The sequence below is a fragment of the Candidatus Uabimicrobium helgolandensis genome (assembly GCF_041508025.1).
GTDB classification, from domain to species: domain Bacteria; phylum Planctomycetota; class Uabimicrobiia; order Uabimicrobiales; family Uabimicrobiaceae; genus Uabimicrobium; species Uabimicrobium helgolandensis.
In genome coordinates, this window is the sequence record NZ_CP165719.1 from 7,147,417 (window position 1) to 7,168,350 (window position 20,934).

The 20,934-nt window shown below is 35.4% G+C and carries 10 protein-coding genes; 3 read left to right on the forward strand and 7 right to left on the reverse strand.

All coding sequences use genetic code 11. The features are described from left to right. Positions 1 to 108: 108 nt before the first annotated feature. The 4 genes from UABHE_RS26485 to UABHE_RS26500 form a co-directional block, all read right to left on the reverse strand. Positions 109 to 4,950, reverse strand: coding sequence for a formylglycine-generating enzyme family protein (locus UABHE_RS26485; protein ID WP_372366321.1), 4,842 nt, complete (start codon positions 4,948 to 4,950; stop codon positions 109 to 111). A 63-nt stretch (positions 4,951 to 5,013) separates the two neighbouring features. Then, on the reverse strand, positions 5,014 to 7,611 hold the full coding sequence (locus UABHE_RS26490) for a formylglycine-generating enzyme family protein (RefSeq protein WP_372366322.1): 2,598 nt from the start codon (positions 7,609 to 7,611) through the stop codon (positions 5,014 to 5,016). A 5-nt stretch (positions 7,612 to 7,616) separates the two neighbouring features. Then, positions 7,617 to 8,582, reverse strand: a complete 966-nt coding sequence (locus tag UABHE_RS26495) for an AAA family ATPase (protein ID WP_372366323.1) — start codon at positions 8,580 to 8,582, stop codon at positions 7,617 to 7,619. Next, the gene (locus UABHE_RS26500) at positions 8,583 to 9,767 is read right to left on the reverse strand and encodes a hypothetical protein (RefSeq protein ID WP_372366324.1); all 1,185 of its coding nucleotides are present in this window, start codon (positions 9,765 to 9,767) and stop codon (positions 8,583 to 8,585) included. 218 nt (positions 9,768 to 9,985) lie between these two features. Here UABHE_RS26500 and UABHE_RS26505 point away from each other — a divergent pair, with 218 nt between their 5' ends. Continuing rightward, the gene (locus UABHE_RS26505) at positions 9,986 to 11,341 is read left to right on the forward strand and encodes a trypsin-like peptidase domain-containing protein (protein WP_372366325.1); all 1,356 of its coding nucleotides are present in this window, start codon (positions 9,986 to 9,988) and stop codon (positions 11,339 to 11,341) included. Positions 11,342 to 11,350: 9 nt separating this feature from the next. Next, positions 11,351 to 12,073 (forward strand): M12 family metallopeptidase, encoded by a 723-nt coding sequence (locus UABHE_RS26510; RefSeq protein ID WP_372366326.1) that lies wholly within the window; start codon positions 11,351 to 11,353, stop codon positions 12,071 to 12,073. Positions 12,074 to 12,359: 286 nt separating this feature from the next. Here the strand turns inward: UABHE_RS26510 and UABHE_RS26515 are convergent, their stop codons facing one another. From UABHE_RS26515 to UABHE_RS26525, 3 genes are all read right to left on the reverse strand, one after another. Beyond that, positions 12,360 to 15,932: a bifunctional serine/threonine-protein kinase/formylglycine-generating enzyme family protein gene (locus UABHE_RS26515; protein WP_372366327.1), complete on the reverse strand. Its 3,573-nt coding sequence runs from the start codon at positions 15,930 to 15,932 to the stop codon at positions 12,360 to 12,362. A 656-nt stretch (positions 15,933 to 16,588) separates the two neighbouring features. Then, positions 16,589 to 17,332 (reverse strand): SDR family NAD(P)-dependent oxidoreductase, encoded by a 744-nt coding sequence (locus tag UABHE_RS26520; RefSeq protein WP_372366329.1) that lies wholly within the window; start codon positions 17,330 to 17,332, stop codon positions 16,589 to 16,591. Positions 17,333 to 17,391: 59 nt separating this feature from the next. After that, the gene (locus UABHE_RS26525) at positions 17,392 to 18,357 is read right to left on the reverse strand and encodes an NAD(P)/FAD-dependent oxidoreductase (RefSeq protein ID WP_372366331.1); all 966 of its coding nucleotides are present in this window, start codon (positions 18,355 to 18,357) and stop codon (positions 17,392 to 17,394) included. A 335-nt stretch (positions 18,358 to 18,692) separates the two neighbouring features. Here UABHE_RS26525 and UABHE_RS26530 point away from each other — a divergent pair, with 335 nt between their 5' ends. Continuing rightward, entirely contained in the window at positions 18,693 to 20,873 is a 2,181-nt protein-coding gene (locus UABHE_RS26530; RefSeq protein WP_372366333.1) for a S9 family peptidase, read from the forward strand. Positions 20,874 to 20,934 lie beyond the last annotated feature (61 nt).

The following is a 20,934-nucleotide window of genomic DNA, read 5'->3' on the forward strand; positions in this document are numbered from 1 at the left end:
TTCGACCTTGTAGTATTAAGTTGCAACACGACACAAGACTTTAAACGCTGTATAGGCAAGATTTAAATTTATTCAAAATCAAAGTTAAGCGAGTTTGTATGAGAGTAACTACTCAAAGTTACGAATTATTGAAAGCCATGCTTTTGCAAATTCAAACCTCTCATCAACAAGTTCAGCGAGCCATTGCTTTAAAAGACCTCTCTCATTTAATAAACTAATTGCGATAGAAACACGTTGAAAATCGTGCGGGCCTTGGGGTAGATGTTGGTATAAATTGGGAGGGACGTTCGCTTTAGCAATAAAATACTCCAGTTTGGCACGAGGTAAATCATTACATACATCATCAACTAACTTTCTTAGTTCACTTGGATTTAAAAGTCTTGAGTTTGTTTGCTTTTGAGAATTTAGGTTAAATAAAGAGTCATGAAGTTTACTAATAGATGGAAGTTCATTTTTTTTTCTATTATACCAACTTCTAAACCACTCGGGGAGGCTTTCATTTGTTTGCTCTTTGTATTTTATTGCTTCAAGGCAAAGAGAATGAACACTTTCAATATTTGCCTCTGAAAACCATAATTCTGCATTTTCATCACCTTGAAAAAGAGTTTCTATGGCTTTTTTAAAACTAGCTTGTGGCACATACTGCCAAAACTTTCTTACATCGACAAAATCTAGTTTTTTCAAATTGAAAAGTGTAAACCAATAATCTGCTTTCATTTCAAACATATCATGAAAATCACTTCGGATAAATTCAATAAGTGATTTTTTCTTATTCTCATTAGATACAATATCATCAAGTAGCCATTTTTTCCAGCTTTCAGGCATCAAAGATATATTCTCATAATCGCGAAAATCTGGTATACCTAAATCTGGATTTTGACAGATTTTTATTGATTGATATTCCAAGAAAAAACTCAGTAAAGAAACGTAGTTTTCAGATAATTTTTTTGCCAAATTAATAATACTTTTTCCGTAAGACTGCTCTGATTGTATTATAATCATTTGCTGCAAAATATGCTCTAATATTTGAGGAAGTTTACTTCTGGCATATTGTTCGACAAGATGAAAAACCGCTTCATGCCAAAAATCACCACCTTGAGATGAAAAAGAATGGTATTTTTCAAGGTATATTTTGATGTCTGGTTTTTCATTTTTCAGAAAAGCGTGAATCACCCATGCTGGACACAAAACTGTCGATAAGTTTATAATTTCTGCTGGCAAACTAATTCTAGGTATCAAATCAAAAGAAATATTCAACAGCCGTCGATAATGTTGACAACTATCATCTGCCAAATGTTTATCAGTCGTTGATAGAAAAGAACTTGGGATTTCCGAGGAAACTTTTTGATTCAAATCATCAATCCATTTTTTATCTAGTTTTTCACCCACAGGAAATAATGATTTGGCGTTTTGTGGAATTGAATCATTGTCTATAATGAGTGACAAATTCCACAACCAGCAATCTCCAATACAACGGCAACCAATATCTTTGTGTTGACGACTATATCTACGAGTTTGTGGACCATGCCATCCATTAGTATATGGCTGGATGAAAAGATCCATTTGATGAGCAAAAATCTTTTTGTATAGGTCAACATACTCTAAAAGCAAGGTTTCCGACTCTATCTTTCTCGCTATAGAGGAAAAGAAAGCCTCTGTTTCCCTTATACTAAATTGACTACCAGAATTGAACTTAACAACTGCTCGCCTAAGTCTTTCGATCCATAATTTATCATTCAGTTCGTCTAAAAAATTATCCATTTCTTCAATACTAAAGTTGTCTCTATCAATCTCACGATCTATCATATCGTGAATGTGCTCTATTTGTTTTTGCAAAAGTTCTTTTAATGTATCTAGATTTGTCTGCTGTTTTATGTCTATAAATATTTGTTGTTTACTTAATATAATTGGTGATATTGTTCCTCGTGCTTTTCCCCACGTTTTAGATTGTTGCTCATAAAAAACAGTATCAACTTCTTCTAGTTTTTTGTGCTGAACTAGAAGCTCACTACCAGCTACAAAAGTTGAAATATTATCTGTAGTTAATGGTAGATACTTTAGTAAAATAGCTATCTTATCGACATTTTGTTCTCTGACATTTTTATCGACAATGCTTTGCAAGTACGTGTCATGATCAGGATCTCTCAACATGGTAACTGGTATCATAAGATCTCTAACAGCATAAAAATATTCTTTATCCCAGCGGCATATTCCATCCGTTAACTGCCCATAATCATTTTCATTATTTATTTGCTGACCAATATCTCTTAAGCCATCTAAAGGAACGGCCTGCAAATCAAATTCTGTTGCATTTTGTAGTCGAAAATCAATAAGATCTATTACATCATCAAAAGTATCACTGCAAAAATAGATTAAGCTTTCTACTGAGAAATCAATAGCTTTCACTGTTTTTAATTTTGCAAATAATTTAGTTTTAAAATTCGCCAAAAAGTCATCGTCATCAAAACTTTTTTTATCCACAACTAAGCTTAAATAATTAGCTTCTACTAATGTTAATACATCGACATATGAAAGATATAAATCGCAAAGTTTAAGCGCAAAAAGAGCGTTATCTTTGTAGATAATAAACAAGCGGCGCAACACTAACATTCGCGTATTTTCATCTTTTTCAATAAGTGTCTTTAGCCAGACATATGTTTTTTCGGGATCGCGTGGAACTTCGAGTAAAAACAGAAAGTTCATAATATCTGTTTCAGTTGTATTCTCAATATTATGGCAAATATCCTCAGCCATTTGATCAATGTAATCAGGATTAACAAGATCCAAACCTCGATCAATATAGTGCTTAAATCTTTGTGGAATATCATTCCAACTATTGTTTCTTATTTCCACAAATGCATTTGCATTCTCTAATACCCATAGTGTAATGATTGGCATGTGTCGTATTTCTTTGCCGTCATAAAAACTCAGTAAAGTATCTAAATCATTAAAATAAGAAATAATATCTTGAGAGTTATTGTACTCATCATCTAGTATTTGAGCTATTTCTTGCAAATCTTTATTACTAATGGAACGACTCATTTGTAACACATAACTATTCCACCAGCTTGCTCGTTCTGTCATTGGAGCTAGTTTTTCTATTTCGCGAAAATGTTTAACTTTAGAGGATACAAAGTATTTAAATACTTTGTATCCTCTACTCCAGTGAATACTTCGTAGATATACATCAACATTTTCTGTCCCTGATATTTCATATGCCCACCAGTACAGAAACAACTCTTCAATACTATTCAAAAGCACAAAATGGGTTTCATTTGAAATCAATTTTGCTAACTCTTCAATCAAAAGTTTGCGTTCTTGTACAAAAGTATCAAAAAAAGGGTTTTCTACCTTAGGATTTCGTTCCCCTAGCGATGTACCTATTTTTTTTGCTATAGACACACTTGCTAAATTTACATCTAAACGCGAAAAGTTTATCATGCGCACGACAATATCAAGAGCTTTCTTCCTAAGGGCACCAACGTCCTTTGTATTTTCAATGACACGTCTTCCAGAAAAAACTCGTTCATTATCAAATTCTAAATAGCTATAAGAAGAAGCCAATAACTCGCATAGAGCCAATGAAAGAAGCTCAAGGCGTTGCGGATTTATCTCTAATAACCAGCGAGCTAAAGTGTCAATAGCAACTTGTAGAGTTTCATCATCCCTCCTTAGAGGTGTAATACACTCCTTTATCAGTGCGGATGGATTACAACGATTATCTCCACCATCTTCACAAACTTGTGCTAACAGTACAATCAAATCCATGATTTTGATAATAGGGATTTCACTGGGGCTTAAAAGTTGAGCAATAACTCTTCCATAGTTATTAGTTGTTAAAACAAATTTTCCAGTACCATCATTGTATAGTTTATTTGTTGATGACAATCCTTTTGTGCTTAAATAAGCGATAAGTAAAGAAATAACTTCTTCTGGAGCTTGGTGTGCTACTTTTTCTAAAAGTAATAAGTTTTCATTTCGATGATTCACAGGTGTTTGCGAAGCGCTGGCTCTTAAACTTTGTAGAAAAACAACTAGCCTAGAAACAGTAATATTTTCGATATTTTCCTCAGCCAACATGTTTTGTAACAAAGTCTCTTTGATAATGTTATTATCAAACTTAAATTGGGTTTCTTTGCTTTCCACTAAACGAAAACCTATATTGTTCTCTTTAGACTCACCAAGATGCCAACTACGCGCAGCAGAACGAGTAAAAATTGAATCAGAAGAAGACCAACAACCACCACGCATAACCCGAAAAGTACCAGAATTGGGTCCCACAGGATTGATAGCATTTATTGCATCATACTTCTCACTATACCAATCAAGGCACCATTCCCAAACATTGCCGTGCATTGCATAAAGCCCCCATGGATTGCATGGCAGCGCTTTTACATTAGATATTTTAGAAGAACCAAAATTTCCTTGGTCTAGAGTAATAGATTTGCCAAAACTAAACGCCGTTTTAGTACTTGCACGGCAAGCACATTCCCACTCTGCTTCTGTTGGTAAACGTAGATTTATTACTGGTATGAGGTTGTTGATTTTTTTTATAAAAGATTGGCAATCATTCCAACTTACGTTTACAACAGGATAGTTACTTTCTTTTGAATCGAAATAGCTATTTTCCATAATAGCTTGCCACAATGCCTGTGTACACGTAGTATCTGCCATCCAATATCCTCGCGATAAAGTAACTTCATGCGCGAATTCATTTTCATGCCTTCCTTGTTCATTCTCTGGCGAACCCATAGTGAATGTATTTGGCGAAACCCATCGAAAACGTTGTTCAACATCTTTAATCATAAAAGACATCCACAACCCATACTCATCTTCACCCCAAGCGTTAGCCCACTTCGCAGGAAATTCTTGTGGTCCTGAACTATGACCAAAGTCATTTAACTCTAAACTCATTTTATCCTCAAACATTACAAGTATGTTAGCGGGCAAAAAAAATACCTCTAACTTATGACCAGATACGTAGCTTCTCGGCTTGCTCCGCAGCACCTTTCGTTACTTTTTCCTTATTTGTGACCTCAGGCAAAACCGAAAACCAATGCCGTCGTCGCGGACAACGGGATCGTCCCTCTCGCGATATGCAGAGCGCACGTACCTGGATAAGTCGTACCAGCAGCCACCGCGTACGACACGATTAGTACTGCTATTAGGTCCAATAGGATTGACGACACCATCTATTTCATAATCATCAAACCAATCACTGCACCACTCCCAAACATTACCATGCATTTCAAATAGCCCCCACCGATTGCAAAGCAATGATTTTACCTCAACTGTTGTATCACTTCTATAATTCACTTGCTTTTTAGTGATAGTATCACCAAAACTAAATGCCGTTTTAGTTCCTGAGCGACATGCATATTCCCACTCTGCTTCCGTTGGTAAATCGAAATTTAGCATTGGCAATAGCCTATTCATTTTATCAATAAATTTATTACAATTATTCCAACTTACATGTTCAACGGGAAGCTGTTTTCCTTTGAAACGACTAGGATTATCTCTCATCACAGCGCTCCACAGTTCTTGTGTACAAGTAGTATCTGCTAGCCAAAATCCTGTACTTAAGATAACCTCATGTTGAATTTCACGAATAGACCTTTGTTTTTCATCTTTCGGTGAGCCCATCATAAATTTTCCAGGATTGATCCAGCGCATGCGAAAGCGAACATTTCTTACTATATAATCGACAAAGAAACCATATTGATCACGACCTATTTCCGCCATTTCTTGCGTTTTAAACACAGGTTCTATTGCAAACTTTTCATAGCTTGTTTCTAGTACAAATTTCTCTGAAGAAAGAATTTCTATATTGCATGGTTTCTTCAAGTTATACATACGCAACTTACAATTATTATCAGCAAAAACTTCTTCTTTTATCCAAGAGGTTGTTGTAAAAGTGGCGATAGGGCTCCCAAAAGATACCTTTTTCTTTAAAGACTTCGTTTCTTTTTTAACAACAAATTCCTCGCCTGTTTGTTGTAATGTATATTTCTTTTGGTTATCTTGATCTAATAGCCATTGTATTTTTTTTAAATCCATTCCCTTTTTAAGCTTTACCTTTCCTTGCTTCCAAGATTCTCTGTTTGCCATAAACCACACCGCTAAAAGCGGTTCATTATCCCATATTTCCGAATGTTGTCGTTCTGTCATTCGCTCAACCCAAGAAATAAGCCCTTGTTGGTGATTAAAATCAGAATCATCTATAGAGTGATATATTTTTTTGATAAACTCCTGTGTATTCGATGATTGTTCACCAACAAGATTTTCATATATCCACTCTTCTTCCATTCTTACTGACGCGTGAAGATGAGCATGATGCTTTCTTATAAGCGCCATCATTTCGCGGCGATATTTTTTCACGGTTTCACTGATTTTAGGAACATCTTTTTGCTTGGAAAAAACTTTACGATAATATTCATAGGCCTTATACTGCAATGCCAAAGGACTTCGCAACATATGATGATGGTTCCACACCGCTGCTTCTACCGCTGAATTCATGTTCTTAAACAAAAGTCTTGCTGCGCGCAATAAATTAGGTTCAATGCGAATAGCAGGGGAAAGTAAGCACATTAACAAATTCGCATTTGCGTCATTATTATCATTTTTTTCAGTAGAGAATATTTTGCGAATGCAATTTTTATCATATGGCAATCTCTGATCGCAATCCCAATAAACCATTGAGAAATATTGTAGTAAATCATTGTCCCAACAATTTGGGGGAACAGGAGTTAAAACAATCGGTTTAATTCCTTTACTTCTAAATCGTTGTCCAAAACGAATCCATGCATTTATCGCTATTTGCCTTGGGGTTTTATTGCAATTATTAGAGTCCGTTATGTTAGTTTCAAAACATCCCATATCACTTAAAATGAGAACTGGTTGCTGCGGCGGTGGGATTTTAAAATAACTAGGTTTGTCATGTTGCTGATGTCGACGAAATTTTTCCAACGGTCCTCGATTAAGACTATAAACCTCTAAGCCACAACTACCACGCAGTTTCTTTATTCCATCATAGATAATGTTTGTGTCTTGCCAAAAAGGTACCAATCTTTCGTCGAAATCCAAAAGTAAGTGGCAATTTGCAGCCCAAGTATTCGAACATTTCTTGGGAATTTTGGTAATACATTTCATCTCAGCAGTAAGTTGAACTATACGTTTTATATCCATACATCGATAGTAATCCATTCCAAGTACGCTTTTCAAAAAAGGCCATACCTTCGCCCATGGAACTAGAGGTTTGTAAGGTGGTGCTTTACTATAATCCACAGTCTCTTCATTATTTTGCAAAATTTCTTTTTCTTTTGTCCATTCTGGGGCATCGCTGTTTTTATTATCTTCTTTTGCCTCGTACTCTGTTACACGCCAGTACTTTATGGATTTTGATTGCCGCGAAGATTTATTTTGCGTTGCAGAACTTGGCTTAGATTTAGTGGTTTTATCCAAAAAAGAATCAATTTCTTCAACATCTTTAGATTCCTCCACATAGGAAAAACTAGCTGAGTGGGCCATATTTTTTAAATAATCTTCCCCATAGCTTAGAAAATTAATCAGATCTGCGCGATTGACACAGGTATTTTTGCAATTGCTTGTCATCTTTACTATTCCAAGTATTTTTCTAAAGCAAATTTTTTAATTTTACCTAGTATCTCTAATTGCTCATTCTCTTCGTCACTCATCTGAACCAAAGCGCGCAACATATCCAAGTATTCGGCTTGTCCTGGTGCTGGAACTTGAATATTCAAAGCTTTATCTCTATCCTTGACTAATTGCTTTGCGGCTTCTTCGTATACAGAATCTTCGCATTTATTCTCGAAATGCAAACGCCCTCTTTCGATCAACCATTTTATCAGCTCATCACCCTTAGGTAGCTTCATATGCAGAACCATACATCTGCGCAAAAATGCATTGGGAAGCTCGCGTTCTTCATTTGTAGTAATAATAACCAAAGGCTGCGGTTCTTTTAGACCCACCTCTTTTTTCATATAAGGTACACGAAATGCACCATTGCCAAAAACTTCAAGTAAGCCATTGGGCAAACTAGTGTCAGCTTTGTCAATTTCATCAATGAGTAAAACGCACCCATTTTCTTCTTGCCATTCATTGGAAGCTTGTGGTTCATAGCCGCTGTGAGCGCATTCCTTTGCTTGCTTTTTAGCAGAAGCCCAATCAAAAGCCCACCACATACAGCCAGGAGTTAGAAATCTTTTGTAAGAAAGCTTTTCATCAATATTTTCGCCTTGTTTACAAGCGACTATCGCTTGCGCTTCTCCTAATCGCGCTACAGCATCAAATTTCCATAGTAAATCTCGGCACTCACTATGCGCATAAACCACTTCCGAAATAAAAGCACGACCTAGTATTTGCGCTGCCGCTCGCGCTAACTGACTTTTTCCCGTTCCAGGCTCACCGCGAATAAGCAAAGGTCTTCCTGAAGTTAAGGCTGCGTTTATTGCCCAAATGCTATCTTCATCAAACTGGTGTATACTTTCTGGCCAAGCACCTAACTTTGGTAAGTTTACTTGCATTGGGTCTTTGTTTTCTATAATTTTAAATTTTGTTTTCATTTATACCTCTGGTTTATACCTAAAAAAATCTTTTAGCCACGATAACAATTTCATTTCTGAAATTACAAAAACATTATCACAGCTATCTTTGATAAATAAGATATTTAAATCAGGAAGTTCTTTTTGTAGTTGTTCATAAACATCTGGGATGTTAAGTGGATTTTTTTTATTGGCAATGATATAAAAATAATCCTCGTTTTTATTTTTTGTTACAAGGCTCTCATTTAAAAATTCATTATAATCTTCGTTAAATGAACCATTAAACTCTACTTTATCAATCATTTTAATAATAGTTCTTTTTATTTCATTAACATGATTTTGTACTTTCCAACCAGTTTCAGCAAAATTATATGTATGTCCATCACGACTAAAAGGAGGTTCTCCTCTTTCTTTAATATCTAATTTAGCATATGTTTTGGTAATACCTGAAAAAGCAACCTCTAAGCCCGCACATGTTTTTGCTGGTATCTCTAGTTTTTCTTTTTTTAAATCCTTTACTTTATGATCGTGTACCCATTTATCCTTAGTTGCAAGAAGTACCAACCAACCGACGATATTGGCAGCACAATCCCAAATTTGCCTTCGTTGCTCTGGGTTACATTCCAAAAGCTTGCGAGTTACAGGAGTTATAAACTCCAAAATAGATCTTCTCAACGGATATTCGACTAATATCGGCGCTGGATTTTTTTTGTTTTTTCGAATATTTTTAAAATTTTCAAGAGTGTCACTCTCTAAACGATCAAACACATCCCTACTTAAACATTCTGATAAATCTTCTACAAGCAACGATGGAATTTGGTCAACAAGCTTTTCTTTAAAAGAAAAAATTTTATCTTGTTCCAAAATAAGTGCTATTTTTTCTTGTACAACTCTTTTCATTTGTAAAGGCTCCTTGTCTTGCATTGTTTTTTCATACGTTTCGTATTCGGATAACATCGCAGCAAAGTGCTCTTTGTACTGTGTTCTATCATCGCGAGAAGCAGTTGTAACCAGATTAACAATATTGCCTTGTTTATTCATTTCATCAACAAGTCGACTGCAAAGCTCTTTTATATTTTGATATCCTTTAGGAAATGTTCCTTTATTAATATCAGATTGACGTGCTAACTCCTCTAAAATTTTTTCATTACCATCACAATATTTCACTAAAAGGTCGCAAAGTTCCGTTCTAAATTTGTTATACATTCCTAACCCTCAAAACTGCTAGGTAAAATCTGTCTTTTAAAAACTTAACCCTCATTTTATAATTAAAATATTCAAAATAAACATAAATATATTTTTTGTTATAATATTCAAATAAACATGATTTTACCTTTAACTAGAAATGATATTTTTATAAAATAGCAAATAACCTATACGTTTATACACAAAATTAGACAGCTGCTATCTAGGGGACGCGAAGCATGCCGCTACAACTAAACGAAATACAAAAGTTTGCAAACGATTGTTTGGACAACTTCTTAGATATAAATGACATTAACACAGCTCTTTACCAAATAAATATTAATCCTGCTCATATTCCTCAGAACAATTCTCAAATAGAATACATAAAAGGAGTAGTACAATATTTAGATGCAAGAGGACATTTTACTGAGTGGCTAGAAAAACTTGTAGAGAATGGTATTGTTTTTGCCAAGGAGTGGCACACACGTATGACAAGTCGAGAAAATCTGGACATCGTAGAAAACAAGCCGCAAACAAAAAAGCCGTACCTAGATGAACACCCTGTTGATTGGACACGCGCAGAGATAAATCAACTTAGAGATTTATTTATCTCTGCGTACGATCAAAAATTAACGGCCAAAGAGCTAGCTGATTCTACTGGTATTGTTGCTGGAACATTTCCTATAGCAGAAAATATGAGAAGAACATGGTATCAACTTATTAATGAAATCGCTAAACAGGGAAAACTACGCTCAATGACGGAAAAAGCTGCTGAAGATGTGTCTATCGGTTCTTATCAAAAACGCTTCCAAGAAATGCTATCGGCAAATCCTCCGATCTCTACATTGTCTTCTCAAAAAAAAGCTGACTGGTGGAAAGAAAAAAATACTAGCCAAAAAAATTCGCGCATTCACTTTGAGAGGCTAATAGCAAAGAGATCTCGGCTCTTTGATATTGACTTAGCACGTCAAGTAGCAAAAGTTTCAAGAAGTGTTGCAAAACTCAATTTGCAATTCGAAAATAAAAATGCTTACGGAACAGGCTTTCTTATTCAACCAAATTTGATATTGACCAATTACCATAATTTAAAACATGAAGAGTATGGCTGTGTACTAAACGTAACCGCTGAGTTTGATTACGAAAATATTGCTGTTGAAAACCCACTAGTGACAAAAGGAAAAATGGACACTATACAAGGCGAATCAAAATATGACTGGGCTGTTTTTCAATTAGAAAAAGTAACAGATAGAGATCCTATTTCCCTAGGCACTCCTTTTCATATAGCAAAACAAGATCATGTTGTGGTTGTTCAGCATCCTCTGGGAACGCCAAAAAAGTTTGCACTAGATCCATTATCTATACAATATGTAGACGAAGAAAAAATTCAATACCTTGCAGATACACAACAAGGTTCTTCTGGCGCACCTGTTTTTAATATACAAATGCACCTTATTGCTTTACATCACGCTGAAGCAGAAGTCGACATTGAAATAGGAAAATCCAAGGAAACCGTTTGGCGCAACGAAGGAATTCATATTGACAAAGTTATAGATGGTCTACGTACACATAACATTCCATTTAATCACAGAAAATAGGAGTTTGTAATGAGTGAAATTCATATACCAGGTTTAGTATGTATTGACGACTATCCCGACGAAACAACTTTTTGTAGTAACAAAAATGTGGTCAATTCACCGCAAAAAGAACAAAAACACCAAGAGTTAGCAATTGCTAACGAGAAAAAATGGCAGCCTGGTCAAGTCCTTCGTATTCGTTTTCTCGATGGTGAACAACAACTCCATAAAATAGTTGAAAATTATGCAAAGGAGTGGCTAAATTACGCCAACTTAGAATTTGAATTTGGCAATTTTGCCGATGCTGAAATCAGAATCACATTTAATGGAAATGGGTATTCTTCACTAGTAGGAACAGATGCTCTAAAACGTCCAGCGCCAGCTCCAACAATGACTCTAGGAGAAATGACTAAAGCGACAAATACTAAGTTGTTAAAAGCTGTTGTTCTTCATGAATTTGGTCACGCAATTGGTTGCGTCCATGAACATTCAAGCCCTTCGGTCGAAATTCCTTGGGATAAGGACAAGGTGTATGCCTACTATAAAAAACTAGGTTGGGATAAAGAAAAAGTAGATCACAACGTACTAAAACGATATACGCAGTGTGGCATTAACTTTTCTGAACATGACTCTAAATCAATTATGCAGTATCCTGTTCTTGAGGAATTAACGGTTGGTAATTTTAAAATAGGTTGGAATACAGAGCTTTCAGAAATAGACAAAGATTTTATCGCGAAAGTATACCCAAAGTAATTTAATATAGATTAAACTGTCCTAAAGCACGAAAAAAACTTTATGAAAAAAATTATACTCTTATGTATTTATTCATCCAAACAATAGCTACTTTATTACCTTCTAAAGGAAACCTAATGGATATTTCCAAAATTGATGAGTTATAAATAGTACTAGCTAAGTACTCTTCAGCAAAAGTCAAGAAAATGACGCTATTTAAAGAGAAGTTATCTAAAATAATTCAACAGCTTTTACTGTCTTTAGTTAAATCACTTTATTAGAAGCTTCTCGAAATGCCTCCAAAATGTTATGGTTCTTCGTATACAATACGAAAACCAACTTCTGCTCTTCGTGAATCATGAGCTATATTTTTTCTGTAAGCGCACCTTAGATCATAAATTGAGTCTTTATAATTTCCTCCACGGAGTACTTTTAAAGAAGTGCTCGAAGTAACGTACCTCGGATCAACCTGCGATTTTTCTGAATAAATACGCACATTATCGATGCAGCGTTCTGCAACATTACCTAACATATCATATAATCCCCAATTGTTTGGCTTCTTCTTCCCTACTAATGGAGGTGTAGTTTTTTTGTAGTTTTCCTTATTTGAAGTATATTTCAATCCTTTTTTTACTGAGCTCCCCCAATAAAAAGCTCTTGTTGACCCTGCGCGACAGGCGTATTCCCATTGAGCTTCTGTTGGAAGTTTATACTTATCTTTTCCGGCATTTGCCAAAAAAGTATCTTTTATATGCCAATATGATATGTATGTTGCCGGAGAAAAAAGATTCTTACGAACCTTACGACTCTTCCATGGAGCTGTTTCTGCAATTTTTTCCCAGACGTCTTGTGTTACTTCTGTTCTTTGTATCCAAAACCACTTCGAAATAACTACTTTATGACGTATTTCTTGAGATTTTCTATTTTTTTCTGTTTTTGGAGATCCCATCCAGAATCTTCCTGGAGGAATAAATGCGATTGCGATTTGCGCACCTCTGACTGTAAGAATTTTATTGATTGGCTTGTTTATCTCTTCGGCATATTTTTTTTGGTATGTTTTGACATAATTTCGTTGCATAGCATCTGATAATTTATTCCAAAATAGCGTTGTCATATCTAGTATTTCGTGACCGCGATGTCTATAGTACAATTTTTCCCAAACATCACTATCGATCCCATATTTTTCACGTTCGAATTTAAAATTAATCGTTTCAAAGTATACTATTTTTTCTTTCGCAGTTAGACTAATACTAAGTTGCCGCTCGCATGATTTTTCTACAATAATTGGTAAAGATATAGCTATATCGCTTTTTCCTGGGACATCAATTTTTTCCTTTGCGATTACTTTACCTTCTTTATCAGTAACTTTGATTAGTAAATTCTTTTGCGATTCCTTAGATATGTTGTTTATTGATACTGGTATTACTTGCTCTATTTTTGTAGCTAAAGGAATTTTATAGCTTTTAAAATCTATGTTCTTATGTAATTGAATAAAAAAGTCTAAGTTTTCTGACCAAATCTCATGATTTTTACCTTTATTAATAATTAGATCCCAATATTTTTTTGCTGTAACAAAATCGTTCTCGAAAAAAAAGATAAGAGATATAGAGCCAGGAAACAAAGAACTATCTTTTTGTAATATTTTTTCTATAACTTGCGCTTTGATATTTAAATACCGAAGTTTTTTGCTATTGCCTATAGTAAAAAACACGTTATTTATGGTCTTGACCGTTCCTGTAAATTCTTCCCCGTTTTTCATGGTGATCAAACCATTGTATTTTTGTAAATTCTTCCGCAGTATTTTATTAAGCGAAATTAAACTTTTTTTTATCTTTAAGAACTGTAGAATTATTTGATTTTTTTTATTCGGGTCTTTAATGCTCACGATTTGTTTTGTTATTTTTTCTGGCTGTGATATGTATTTTGATAACACTTTATGAAAGTAAAAATTATACACCGCAGGATCTAGCGTTTCTAATTTATTTTTTTCGGTATTTACTTCTTGTGGAGGATTTTCTTGTGGCTTTTCTTGTGGCTTTTCATACTTATTTTCGATGATTTTTGCATTAATATTCTTTAATCTGACAACTGCATTTTTTAAGCGAAGATTATTTTCCCCTATAATTAAAAAAAGCGAATAATTCGAAAGAAAGGTGTTCCAAAACCTATTCGATATTCTATGACCTTTCTGTAATTTCACCAAATGAATAGAAAACTCTCTTAACAACAAATATTCTATTTCTTTTTTTCTATTTTGCGCTCTTTTCCAAACAATTGTATTCTTGTATTTCGAATCAATGGCATTCAAATCTCGCCAAACATACCAAGGGACTTGTTTAAAATTTATAGTTTTTACAACTGATTGCGCTTCATTTTCTAAACTGACCTGCAATACTTCTTGGCTATTTTTTGTATCTTTTTGTGCTATTTTTTCATTATTGTCAGAATTATCGATTGTTTGTGCATTGTTATCTATATTGGGATCAATGTGCAAATGATCATTTGTCTTTGAAGAAAAATATACAGCAATTACTAACAAAGCGCACACGAATACTCCAGCAGCTACTTTAACAATTGTGTGTTTTTCTTTTTGTTGCGCATTTTGCTTGCTAATTCTTTGCGTAACACGACTAGAAATTTTTACGATTTTAGGAGCTGCAGTGCGCTGGGTTTGACGTGTAGGCTTTGTTTTGCGATCTGTTCGAATTTTATTACGCGTTGTAATCTTCTTAGCCACATTTGTTTTTTTGGGGTTTAACGTTTTTTGTGCAGGAACTGTAACTTTTCCTGAGGAAAAATTTTGTAGTGCTTCAATAAATTCACATGTATTTTGGTAGCGATTTTTTATCTTCTTCTTAAGAGCTTTTAAACAAATTATTTCTAATTCTCGCGGAATTTGAGGGTTTATTTTACATAATGAAGGTGGTTGTGTGTTTATTACCTGATTTAAAACTTGGATATACGATTGCCCGTTAAATGGTGTTTGCAAAGTTAACATTTCGAAAAGAATAGTTCCTATCGCATAAAGATCTGTGCGTTCATCAACATCTTTCAATCCCTCTGCTTGTTCAGGAGACATGTATTTTGCCGTTCCCATTATTTCACCAGTACGTGATAAACCTGCATCCGAATCTTTTATTTTTGCTAAACCAAAATCCATTATTTTAGGAATTTTATTATTCTCCATCATAATATTTTCTGGCTTTAAATCCCGATGAATTACTCCTTGCGCATGAGCATAACCTATCGCCTGAATAATTGTCATTATAATTGCCACAGATTCATCAACACTTGGCTTGTTCCGGTAAACAAATTGTTTTAAATTAATTCCTGGAACAAAATCCATGATAAAATAAGGAATATTATTTTCGACACTAGTCTCATAAATCGTAACAATATTTGGATGTTGTAAACGCGCGGTGCTTTTTATTTCTATTGCAAAACGTTTTAATTGATTAGGAGAAGCTGCCTGTCCTAAAGTAAGTATTTTCAAAGCGGCTTCTCGATCCAAACGAGGATCATAGACTTTATAAACAGTAGCTGCTCCTCCTTGCCCAAGAATGCTTTTAATTTCATAGCGACCAAATTGTCTAATACTACTTATAGGCTTGATATTTTCCACTGAAGCAGAACGAGTTTGTTGTTGAAGATTTGTTGTTTTTGCGCCTTCAATTTTTTGTTGTGGAATTTGTTGCAAAATCGCTTTTGCATCTAAACCATTGATAGCATCTTCTTCCACAAGAATCTTTTCCAAAGGTTCGCTAATGCCTCTTTCTTTCAAAAGGCGTTGTAAATCAAGATACTTTTGTAATTCTTCTTTCGTAATAAAACCAAGTTCAACCGCAGTATCTCCAAAATGTATATCTCTACTTTTTGACATATCCATTCCCAGCAAAACTAAAGTAGACTTCCCTAAAGTAGGTCTCAATTCAGGTATAAACTTTCCCACAAAGTTCACACTTTATATTAGGGCGTGTCATCATTCAAAATATTGTGTGTTTTTTCGAGCCCGAGCCCATTTGCGAGCCCGTTTCCGAAACTTTCACTAACAATTTATCAAAGAAGCAAAGTTTCTTTTTCCATCGCAAAAAACTAGTATTGAACCAATAAATCACTTTCTGTCGCTCTCAAAAAGTTTCGGGCGCGGGCTCGCAAACGGGCTCGGGCTCAATACTACTGGCGTATCATTAAATGAATCCGTTATATTTTTATCTGTATTGAATGATGACACGCCCTAATATAGAAATTATAACATGTAGTAATATTATTGCTGTAGAAAAACGCAACTATCTTTTCATTTATTTCATGAAAACACGTGACTTTGACAATAATTCTAGATGTAGCCTATACCGCTATAATTGCGATAATTACTGGTAGCTAATTGACGACATTCCCTAGTTAAATTACTTTATTAGAGTCTTCTCTCGAAATCACTATCAATTGTTTTCATAACTAAAACAATTGGTTGAGAAATTGGGTTATAAATTGCTGTCGCTGATCCCCAACTAGAAGTCGGGGACTTGAGTAGTTTTACTCTTAGGTAATTTGATGAACAGAGCGTAGTAGAATATCATGAACTTGTACGTGCGGTGGTTGAGTAAGAGCGTAGATAATCGCAGAAACTACGTCTTTAGAATCCAAGACTTTTGTTTTTGAAAACAGGTTACTAGCCTCTTTGTCTTTTAAATAATCACTCATAAGCGCTGTTTTTACTAGTGCAGGGCTAATCGAGGTTATGCGAATATTACTTCCTGCGACGCGTAGTTCTTTGCGTAGCGATTCAGTAAGAGCCTTGACAGCGTGTTTTGTAGCGGCGTAGATTCCTCCTCCAGGTGGAACACGGTGTGCTGCCATCGATGATACGTGGAGAACGTGTCCATCTACTTCCTTTTCCTGCATTTGTTGTATCGCTTCGCGTGTACAAATGCATAGTGCTAATACATTTACATTTAGCATTTCACTCCACAACTTAGTATCACCATCAATAAGTGCTGATCTATGAGAAATACCAGCGTTGTTAATTAATATATCGACTCCACCCCATTTTTCTTTGATCTGTGAAAACATATCGTGTATTTCTTGTTCTTCCCGCATGTCTACTTTTATAATATCCATGCGTTCAGGGGCGCTGACTTCTTCGCGTAATTTCTGCAATCGTTCGTAGCGCCTTGCGCAGGCGACTACTTTACAACCTTTTGCAACTAAGTCTTTTGCGATTTCACGACCAATACCACTTGAAGCGCCTGTTACTAATGCTACTTTATCTTGAAGTAATTCCATTGTTTTTTCCTATCAAACCTTCTAGTATTGGCAAAGCCGGTTAAATGAGTTAGTTAACACTAGTACAGCGTAGCTTGTGCAGCAGCAATACCAGAAAGAAATGCTCCTTCTACTTTAGGTCCGGCGAAAGCATCTCCACACATCACCAGTGAAAGATTCTTTGCAGTAAAGCATTTATGTGGATATACGTTTTTTGGACCGCAGTAACGCCAACGATGAACTTGATAACTATCCATGTCACCGTTTAACCACTTTTGTGCTTGTTGCAGTAATATATTTGCCACTTCGTCAAAATCAGAGTCCCAATTTTTTTGGGTAAAATCTGCAGTGGCGTGAATGGTAATACTTGGCTTAGAAGAAATACCTTTCTGAGTATTATCTCCTATCCATTCAATATCTGCACTCATATTTTTTATTCCGCCTGGCTGAGGGATATTTGAAGGCGCACTCATTTTTACCATTATAGCAAAACACGGCGTATATTCAATATTAGTAAGGGCTTCTCTACCATCAAAATCAACATCTTTTAAAATAGCTAACGATTGCGGAATCGGAGCAGTCATGATAACTGATTTACCAACATACTCTTGCGTTCCGTGAACATGCCAATTTCCATTATAATTGGCGCTCTCTATTTTTTCTTGTAATTTTATTTCTAAATCAGTAGAAAGCATTTTAGCAAGACTTGTCATACCTTTAGTTCCACAATAACGTGGATAACCATCATCGCGAAGTACTACCTCATTATTTTTTTCACCATACAAAAAACCGCTGCACCACTTACGCACAACATTTTGTTTTTCAGCTTCGCGAATAAAGTTTGCAAATTCCGAACTGCGTACTGTAAAAAATTGCGCTCCATGATCAAAAGTAGCTTCTGCAAAGCGACGTGTAGCCATACGCCCTCCTACTCCGCGTGCTTTATCCACAACAATAGTATTTTTACCTGCCTTCTGTAACTGTGTTGCTGCAATTAACCCCGAAATACCTGCCCCGATGATAATAGTATCGTATATTTTCGTCATTGTGCTCACCTGAATAATTTGTATACTGGATATCAAACAACCCGCTACTTAAGTGAGTCGCAAAAAGTTTTCAAGCACGTTTCAAGTCAGCGTAGAATTTGAGTGTCAGAGCAAGGAGAACCTGAGAGGCACATAACTGCGGCTATGTAACTGAAGGCTCAACGCCGTTATGATACTCAAAGGCAAGCTGCGTGCTCTTAAAAACTTTTTGCGACTTGCTTAAATACAAAATTGTATACTCGATGGGTTTACTAGTTGATAAAACACCTCAAATCCTAATCAGCTTTTTGCTGCGTATATTAGCAAATTTTGCCATAAAAAAACAGGAGATTTACATGAGTAAAAACATTATGTTGTGGTTATGTATATGCTTGTATTGTAATTTACATGCCCAAACCCTCACACTTGAAGATATCTATCATCCCAAAAAAAAAGTCAGTTTCAGTAGCAATGTCCCCACAGTAACTTGGCTAAGTGATAGTGAATATCTAGAAAGAAAACACAACAAGGAAACTTCTACACATCAGTGGTACACCCACAATATAAAATCAAAAAAAACAGCTCTCTACTACAGTGTAGAAAAAATGGCAAAGGCTTTCTCTACACTTCCAGGTATCACCGGTACTCAAGCCAAAAAAATTGCCCAAAGTTCTCATACATTTAACAAAAGCAGAACGGCAATGCTTGTTAGCGCTTTCAATGATTTATTTTACTATAAGTTAAACAGTGAAAAAGCTATACGTCTTACCCAGTCCGCCCAACGCGAAAGAGTAGCTCATTTTAGTCCTGATGGTAACTTTGTGAGTTTTATCAAAAACAACGATTTGTATGTTGTAGACATTGCGACACAACACGTTCGATCCATAACCACTGGTGGTAATGAAAATCTATTTAATGCTTGCCTAGACTGGGTATACCAAGAAGAAATTTATGGCCGTGGTAATTTCAAGGGATATTGGTGGAGCCCTGATAGCACTAAAATAGCTTATCTACAACTAAATGAAACACCAGTAAACAAATTTACAGTGATTGATCACATCCCTTACCGCGGTAATTTAGAAGTGACTTCTTACCCTAAAGCTGGTGATCCTAACCCAAGTGTGCGTTTAGGGGTCATAAATATTGCTGGAGGTACAACAAAGTGGGTCAATACTTTCAAATACCAAGCACAAGAATTTTTAATTGTTCAGGTCGGTTGGTTACCAGATAACGAACATGTTTTTTATAAACTACAAAACCGTGAACAAACTTGGCTTGATTTTAATATTGCCAAAAGTGCCACAGGAAAATCTACAACCGTTCTTCGCGAAACATCTCCCGCCTGGGTACGTGTAAATGAGCAACCTACGTGGTTAGCAAATGATGAGTTCTTATGGTCTAGTGATCGCAGTGGCTTCAAACATGTTTACCATTATAAAACTGATGGAACCTTAGTAAAACAAATTACTAAAGGTGACTGGGAAATAAAAAGACTTTACGGATACGACTCTCAGCAAAAACGCATTTACTTTTCTGCGAACAAAGACAGCTCTATTGCTGACAATAGTTATTATTGTGATATGGATGGAAATATCACAAAACTCACGCTTTTTGCAGGTAATCACCGTACTTCTTTTAGTCCAAAATTTAGTTATTTTTTCGATTACTGGAACAATGTCAATACGCCAACACAACTGCGTTTATACGACAACAATGGTAAAGAATTAAAAAAACTTGCTGTTGGTAAAGTCAAAAATTTAGCTAAGTATACATGGGGAAAAACAGAATTCCACAAGGTTAAAACCAGAGACGGCTTTGTCATGGATGCACTCATGATTAAGCCACCAAAGTTCGATAAGAACAAAAAATATCCGGTATTTTGCTATACTTACAGTGGTCCACACGCTCCTTCAGTAAGGAATTCTTGGCGTGGAAGCCAATATCTTTGGCATCAAATGTTAGCGCAAAAAGGTTACATTATTTGGATTTGTGACAATCGAACAGCAAGTGCACGTGGTATGAAGTATACCTGGCAAGTATATCGCAATTTTGGGGAATTAGAGCTCCGCGATTTAGAAGATGGTTTATCTTGGTTAAAACAAAAGTCTTATATTGACGGCGAGAGAATTGGATTATGGGGTTGGAGTTATGGTGGCTATATGACAAGTTACGCCCTTACCAATAGCAAAAGCTTCAAAGTTGGAATATCAGGAGCTCCTGTTACCGATTGGCGCGACTATGATTCGATATATACAGAGCGTTATATGGCAATGCCACAAAATAACGAAAAAGGATATTTAAAGAGCTCTCCTGTACAAAAAGCCAAAGATCTACATGGTAATTTACTACTCATACATGGGACAATAGACGATAATGTTCACATGCAAAATACCATACAATTTATATATGAACTTCAAAAAGCTAACAAAAAATTCTCACTAATGCTTTATCCACGCTCGCGTCATGGAATTCGTCATCCATGGCAAAGGCTTCATCTATACCAATTGATGACTAATTTTGTATTAGATAACTTGTAGAAAAAACTGCCAAAATATCTCGACAGATATTTTGGCAGCTAAATACCTTATTTTCAAATAT

Coding starts and splice junctions, on each gene's coding strand:
- UABHE_RS26495 (WP_372366323.1), bottom strand. CDS start 8,582: ATGAAAACAAAATTTAAAATTATAGAAAACAAAGACCCAATGCAAGTA.
- UABHE_RS26500 (WP_372366324.1), bottom strand. CDS start 9,767: ATGTATAACAAATTTAGAACGGAACTTTGCGACCTTTTAGTGAAATAT.
- UABHE_RS26490 (WP_372366322.1), bottom strand. CDS start 7,611: ATGACAAGCAATTGCAAAAATACCTGTGTCAATCGCGCAGATCTGATT.
- UABHE_RS26525 (WP_372366331.1), bottom strand. CDS start 18,357: ATGACGAAAATATACGATACTATTATCATCGGGGCAGGTATTTCGGGG.
- UABHE_RS26520 (WP_372366329.1), bottom strand. CDS start 17,332: ATGGAATTACTTCAAGATAAAGTAGCATTAGTAACAGGCGCTTCAAGT.
- UABHE_RS26530 (WP_372366333.1), top strand. CDS start 18,693: ATGAGTAAAAACATTATGTTGTGGTTATGTATATGCTTGTATTGTAAT.
- UABHE_RS26505 (WP_372366325.1), top strand. CDS start 9,986: ATGCCGCTACAACTAAACGAAATACAAAAGTTTGCAAACGATTGTTTG.
- UABHE_RS26510 (WP_372366326.1), top strand. CDS start 11,351: ATGAGTGAAATTCATATACCAGGTTTAGTATGTATTGACGACTATCCC.
- UABHE_RS26515 (WP_372366327.1), bottom strand. CDS start 15,932: ATGTCAAAAAGTAGAGATATACATTTTGGAGATACTGCGGTTGAACTT.